Annotated in this window: 5 protein-coding genes; 2 read left to right on the top strand and 3 right to left on the bottom strand. The window is 64.8% G+C overall.

Annotation, left to right across the window (positions count from 1 at the left end; translation table 11 throughout):
• Nucleotides 1-26: 26 nt before the first annotated feature.
• From QZY03_RS24805 to QZY03_RS24795, 3 genes are all read right to left on the bottom strand, one after another.
• Entirely contained in the window at nt 27-332 is a 306-nt protein-coding gene (locus QZY03_RS24805) for a hypothetical protein (protein ID WP_295585595.1), read from the bottom strand.
• Nucleotides 333-531: 199 nt separating this feature from the next.
• Nucleotides 532-981, bottom strand: coding sequence for a transposase (locus QZY03_RS24800; protein ID WP_295585593.1), 450 nt, complete (start codon nt 979-981; stop codon nt 532-534).
• Between the two features lie 67 nt (nt 982-1,048).
• The gene (locus QZY03_RS24795; RefSeq protein ID WP_295585591.1) at nt 1,049-3,202 is read right to left on the bottom strand and encodes a type I restriction-modification system subunit M; all 2,154 of its coding nucleotides are present in this window, start codon (nt 3,200-3,202) and stop codon (nt 1,049-1,051) included.
• Nucleotides 3,203-3,319: 117 nt separating this feature from the next.
• Here QZY03_RS24795 and moaA point away from each other — a divergent pair, with 117 nt between their 5' ends.
• Together moaA and QZY03_RS24785 are read left to right on the top strand one after the other, a co-directional pair.
• Entirely contained in the window at nt 3,320-4,333 is a 1,014-nt protein-coding gene (gene moaA, locus QZY03_RS24790) for a GTP 3',8-cyclase MoaA (protein WP_295585589.1), read from the top strand.
• 294 nt (nt 4,334-4,627) lie between these two features.
• Nucleotides 4,628-5,954: L,D-transpeptidase family protein (locus QZY03_RS24785; protein ID WP_295585587.1), on the top strand; the 1,327-nt coding region annotated here is incomplete at its 3' end.

Here is a 5,954-nt window from a genome sequence, read left to right as displayed (position 1 = left end):
CTCAACCGCAGACCCGGACGCCCTCGTTATTTCCCGCCAGGATTGGCAACGCGTGCTGAATCAACTGGCCTCGACGGCCTGAAATGGCCAAAGTCGAGATAAAGCGCCGTGTTCAGTGGCCAGTAATCTTGGTCGATGTAGTAGACCTCACCGAGAGTGCCGTATCGACCGGTGACAACACCAGGCGCTTGAGCTTTTGCCTCTTGGTGACAGCCGGTGATCCCGGAAGATGAAACGACTGGTATGGGACCATCGACACGTCGTTGCTCAGGTAAATCGTGGCCGCGCTTGAGCATCAGCACATCGCCGAGTTTGCAGTCAGTCCAACTCACATCCGCAACTCCTCAAGATTCGGCTGAATCCGCGCTGCTAGCGGGGCGAATGAATTCGCCCCTACAATCCGGAGGACCAGCGCGGTCTTCTCGCGGTTCCGGCCGCTGGCCTCGACAGGGATGTCGCGCGGCGCCCTTGTAGGGGCGAATTCATTCGCCCCGTCGTCAAACCGGGGATTCCGGGCGAATGAGCTCGCCCCTACAGCCAGATGGCGTCCCATAGCGGATAGTCTCCGATGTGCTGGACCAGGCCGGCGCGTAGCGGGTTGCCGACGATATAACGCGCGACGGTGCGCAGATCTTCCTCCCGGCGCAGGGCATGATCGTAGAATCCGCGTTGCCAGACTGGATCGCGGCGATTCAGGAAGCGGTTGATACTCAATGCCGAAGAGGCCTTGAAGCCCTTCATGGCGTGCGACAATGTCCGGTCGTTCCCAAGTTGAAATAACCAGTGGACATGGTCGGGCATGATGACCCAGGCAAGCGATGTCAGTGTTTCAGTGTTGTTCAGTGCTTGCATCTCCTTCACCACCAGCCTTCCACAGGGGAAATCGCGGAACAAGGGCCTACGCGCTTCCGTGCAGGTCGTGACGTGGTAGACGTGACCGGGGGAGGAAAAGCGTCCTTTGAGTAGATCGTCACGTGGCATGGGCTGAGGTCGGCGGGTTGGTCGGGCGATCTCGCAGTTTTGGGATTTTGGGCGAATAAATTCGCCCCTACGGGATTTTCTCGAAATTCTCTTGAATCCGCGCCGCCAGCTCGGCCGCCTCGCGATTCAGGTCCGCCAGCTCGACATGGATGTCGCGCAGGGTCCGCTCGAAGTCGAAGTCTTCGTCCTCCTCGGTCGGGGCGACGCCAACATAGCGGCCGGGGGTCAGACTCCAGTCGGCGGCGGCGATCTCGGCGCGGGTGACGGCCTTGCACAGACCCGGCACGGCGATGAACTCCGCCTCGGAGAAGCGCTCCTGAAGCCAGAGGATTTGGCGATGGAAATAGACGGCAAGCTTGAGCTGCTCGACCGCGGTCTTGCGCTCGGCATCGAGCTGCTTGAGGCGGCGTGGCAGGGCCTTGACGTCGCGGGCGAATGAATTCGCCCCTACACTCTCATCGCGAGCGAGATCCTGGGCCAGTTGTGCGGCGCGGGCGGCGAGCTTGTAGAGCAGATCGATCTGCTTGACCAGGCCCTTGATGCGCTCGGCCAGCGGAGCGAAAGCGTGCCGGGCGGCGTGCTGATCGGCGTTGCCGGCGGGTGGTGTCTTGGTGGTCACCTCGACGAAGGTCGCCAGGGCGTCGATCAAGGACGCGCGGTCGGTCTCGTAGGCGCTCTCGGTCTCGGTCAACTCGGCCAGGGCATCGGCCAGCGGCTGCTTTTGCGACTCCTCGATCTCCGCGATGGCGCCAACGCCATCAGCGAATGTCTTGACCCCGTCCTCGATCTCGACGAGGCTGTCCTCGAACGCGAGCACCGCCTCTTCGATCAGGGCGATCTCGTCGCGAATGCGGTCAAAATAGCCCGCGACCAGATCCAGGAAACGCTGCGTCTGCCCCCGATAGAGCCAGACGATAGCGGTCAGGTTGGTGAGTTGCTCGGGGCTGAAGTCGTAGATCTTGCGCGTCACCTTCCGGTAGACGTTACGGGCGTCGATCATCAGCACCTGATCGCGCCGCGCTTCCGGTTTACCCCGGTCCAGGTGCCACAGTTCGCAGGGGACGGAACGGGTGTAGAAGAAGTTGGCGCGGATGGCGATCATCACGTCCACGTCGCCGGTCTCGACCAGCTTGCGGCGCACCGTTGCCTCGCCGTGGCCGCCACTGGACGCCTGGGAGGACATGACGAAGCCCGCCCGTCCCCGCGCATTCAGGTAGCTCCAGAAGTAGGAGATCCAGAGGTAGTTGCCATTGGAGACGGTCTCTTTCTTCGTCTGCTTGTTCTTCGTGGTGCCTGGAAGCCCGAAGGGTAGACGGCAATCGCCCGCGGCGCGGGAGGCATCGACCATATCCACATTGAAGGGCGGATTGGCCATGACGAAGTCGCAGTTCCCCCAGAGCGGCTTGCCTTCCTTGAGATGATGGACATCCTCGTAGAAGCTGTTGGCCTCGCGGATGTCGCCCTCCAGGCCATGCACGGCGAGATTCATCTTGGCCAGACGGATGGTGGTCCCGGTCTTCTCCTGACCGTAGAAGGTCACCCGATGGCTGGTGTCCGCGCCGCGGTCCTCAATAAAATGGCTCGACTGCACGAACATGCCGCCCGACCCGCAGGCCGGATCGAAGACGATGCCATGGTCAGGCTCGATGACGTTGACGATGGTCTGCACCAGCGCGGGCGGCGTGAAGAACTCGCCGCTGTCCTGCGCGCCCTGCATGGCGAACTTCATCAGGAAGTATTCATAGATGCGGCCGAACACATCCCCCGTGGCCGCGCGCAGGGTTTCGCTGTCGAAGATGCGCAGCAGGTTTTCGAGCAACCCGGGATCGAAGCTCTCGTAGTCCTTGGGAAGCTGACCGACCAGCGGTGCGAACTCGGCCTCGATCGCGTGCATGGCGCTGACCAATGCCGCCCCCAGGTTGGCGTCTTTCGGCAGCCGCAGTAACGCGTCGAACCGCGCCTCCGGCGGCAGCAGCATCGCCCGGCGTTTCTTGAAATCGGCCTGGATCAGCGGACGCTTGGGCATCTTACCCGCCGCTTGGTCGGCCTCGATGGCGGCCCTGGCCGCGGTATAGCGATTGGCGGCGTGGCGCAGGAAGATGATGCCGAGTACCGGCATCACGTACTCGCTGGAGGTCAGCTTGGAGTTGGCGCGGAGCTGATCGGCGGCCTCCCAGAGGCTGGATTCGACCTGTTCGATGTCTTTCAGGGCATTTCCCATCGATTCGCCGGGGTGTCGTTTCTGTCCGCAACAGGCTACCTTGTCCGCATAGTTGCGTTCATTCGCGGCTGAATTCCCCCCCCTCCCAGGTCATCCGCCGCGAAGGAGAGAACCCGCGTGAGCATCCAGTCCGCGCCCCTGCCCAGTCAGCTCGTCGATCGCTTCGGTCGGCAGGTCACCTATGTGCGCCTGTCGGTCACCGACCGCTGCGACCTGCGTTGTCTTTACTGCATGGCGGAGGACATGGCGTTCGTGCCCCACAAGCAGATTCTGACCCTGGAGGAACTGGCCCGACTTGGGCGCTGCTTCAGTGAACTGGGGGTGGTGAAGCTTCGGGTGACCGGCGGTGAGCCGCTGGTGCGGCGCAACGTGGTGTGGCTCTTCAAGCAACTCGGCGTGCTGCCCGGTGTCCGCGACCTCACTCTGACCACCAACGGCACCCAACTCGCCCGCTATGCCGCCGGACTCAAGGCCGCGGGCGTCACCCGCATTAACATCAGTTTGGACTCACTGCGCCCCGAGCGCTTCCACGCCATCACCCGCCTGGGCGACCTGAATAAGACCCTGGCGGGGGTCGACGCGGCTCTGGCGGCGGGCTTCCAGCGGGTGAAGTTGAACGCGGTGATCCTCAAGGGCCGCAATCATGACGAGGTGCCGGACCTCGTGCGCTTTGCCGTTGAGCGGGGCCTGGACATCAGCTTCATCGAGGAAATGCCGCTCGGATCGATCGGCGATCACGACCGCGCCGCGGTCTATTACTCCAGCGACGCCATCCGCCGCGACCTGGAGCGTCACTGGGAGCTGATTCCCACCACCGAGTCCACGGGCGGGCCGGCGCGGTATTTCCGGATCGCGGGTAGCGACACGCGGGTCGGTTTCATTTCCCCACACAGCCACAATTTCTGCGGAGACTGCAACCGGGTGCGGGTCACCGCCGAGGGGCGGCTGTTGCTCTGTCTGGGGCAGGAATACTCGGTCGACCTGCGCCGCGCGCTGCGTGCCAATCCGACCGACGATGCGCGCGTAAAACAGGCCATTGTGTCCGCGATGTCCATCAAGCCGCGCGGACACGAGTTTGCCTTGAATGGCCACCCGGTGATTCTGCGGCACATGAACGCCACCGGCGGTTAGGCGATTTCCGGGAATGCCCATCCCGACGGCGCAAGCCTGCAAGATTCGGTTGGGCTGTAGGGGCGACTTGAGCCGCTCCTACTCGTCGGTAGATCCTTTCCGCCGAAATCACCTTAAAACGTCCTGGTACCTCGGCGCCGTCCTGCCGGTAACAACCGGTGGATAGGCGCAACGGCTCCGCCACCAACACCGGATTGGCTCGTGCGTGCCCTCCGGCCGTCTAGCGGTTATCCTTAGCAGCATTGACAATTATCTTAGCTCCGATCCCTCAATTGCGGCGCAGGAACAATTCCCATGAAGATCACTCACTCTCCCCCAGACCGACCGACCGGCGCGCTGTCCGTCCGGCTGCTCGCCACGCTGCTGGCCGCCCCGCTTGCGCTGAATCTGACCGGTTGCACCGAAGTCACCCGCTTCCTGGCCAGACCCGAGGCCAAGCCCACTGCCACGCCGGCCGCCGCGACCCCACAGGTGGCAGTCGAACCGGCCGAACCGGCCGCACCCGAGCCCATCCCCACACCCCAGGAGAAGCCAAAGTCCGGCAAGCTCTACGAATGGAACGGTGACGGGCGCAAGATCTCGCACATCGTGGTTAACACCGATGAGCAAAAGGCCCGCTTTTATGACGGCGAGGAACAAGTCGGCTGGACCACGGTGGCGTCGGGCGTGAGCAAGCATCCCACCCCGACCGGCCGTTTCGAGGTCCTGGAAAAGGTCGCCAACAAACGCTCGAACCTCTACGGCAAGGTCTACAGCTCGGGCGGTGGTGTGGTCCGCTCCGATGCCAAGGCCGGCCGCGATCCGATTCCTGCCGGCGCCCGCTTTGAAGGCGCGAAAATGCCGTATTTCCTGCGCGTCACCTATGACGGCGTCGGTCTGCACGCGGGCCCCATTCCCCGACCAGGACACCCCGCGTCCCACGGCTGTATCCGCCTGCCCAGCAAGATGGCCCCAGTCTTGTTCCAGCATGTCGGGGTCGGCACCAAGGTCAGCATCATCGGCTCCGGGCCGGATTACGGCGACTATGCCGCGCGTCAGCGCGCGGTCGCCGCCGAACGCGCCGAGCGCGCGCGCGAGCGACGCGAGATCGCCGCGCGCGTGGCGGCCGAGAACCCAGCCGCCAGCCCAGGTGCCGGGGCCATCAGCGCCACCGAGTTGTTCGGCCCCACGGGACCGAGCGTGACACCGACGCCGCCCGCGGAGCCGATGCCCAAGGCGGCCCCGGCTGCGAGCCGGCCGGTTCGCGTTGCCACCGCGGCGGCACCGACCCAGACCCGGCGGCCAGCGGCCCGACCCAAACCGCAGCCCGTCGCCCGGCCGGCGACTGACCACACTGTCCAGACCGCGAGTGCCGAGTCGAGTGCGACGAGCACGCCGACTCCCAGCGCGACCGAACCCGCGGCCCAGACGGCGTCCGTGCCTGCACCGGCCACCGCACCGCAGGCCGTCGCTGACTCTACCCCGGCCCAGCCGAGCGTTGTCCCCGCGGCATCGGTCGCACCGGCAACAGCCGCACCGGTCACCGCCGCCGCGTCGCCCCCGGCGGCAGCGCCGCCCGTCGCCAACCCAGCGCCGCCGCCGAAGCCGGCCGAGACAGCGCCCGTCGCGGCAGCGCCGCCCG

The organism is uncultured Lamprocystis sp. (assembly GCF_903933125.1).
Classification (GTDB): domain Bacteria; phylum Pseudomonadota; class Gammaproteobacteria; order Chromatiales; family Chromatiaceae; genus Thiodictyon.
Note: the sequence above shows the minus strand (reverse complement) of the source record. Positions and strands in the feature narration are given on the sequence as shown.

Bases quoted from the DNA above. Each gene is read 5' to 3' on its own strand.
- QZY03_RS24800 (WP_295585593.1), bottom strand. From the start codon at position 981: ATGCCACGTGACGATCTACTCAAAGGACGCTTTTCCTCCCCCGGTCAC.
- QZY03_RS24795 (WP_295585591.1), bottom strand. From the start codon at position 3,202: ATGGGAAATGCCCTGAAAGACATCGAACAGGTCGAATCCAGCCTCTGG.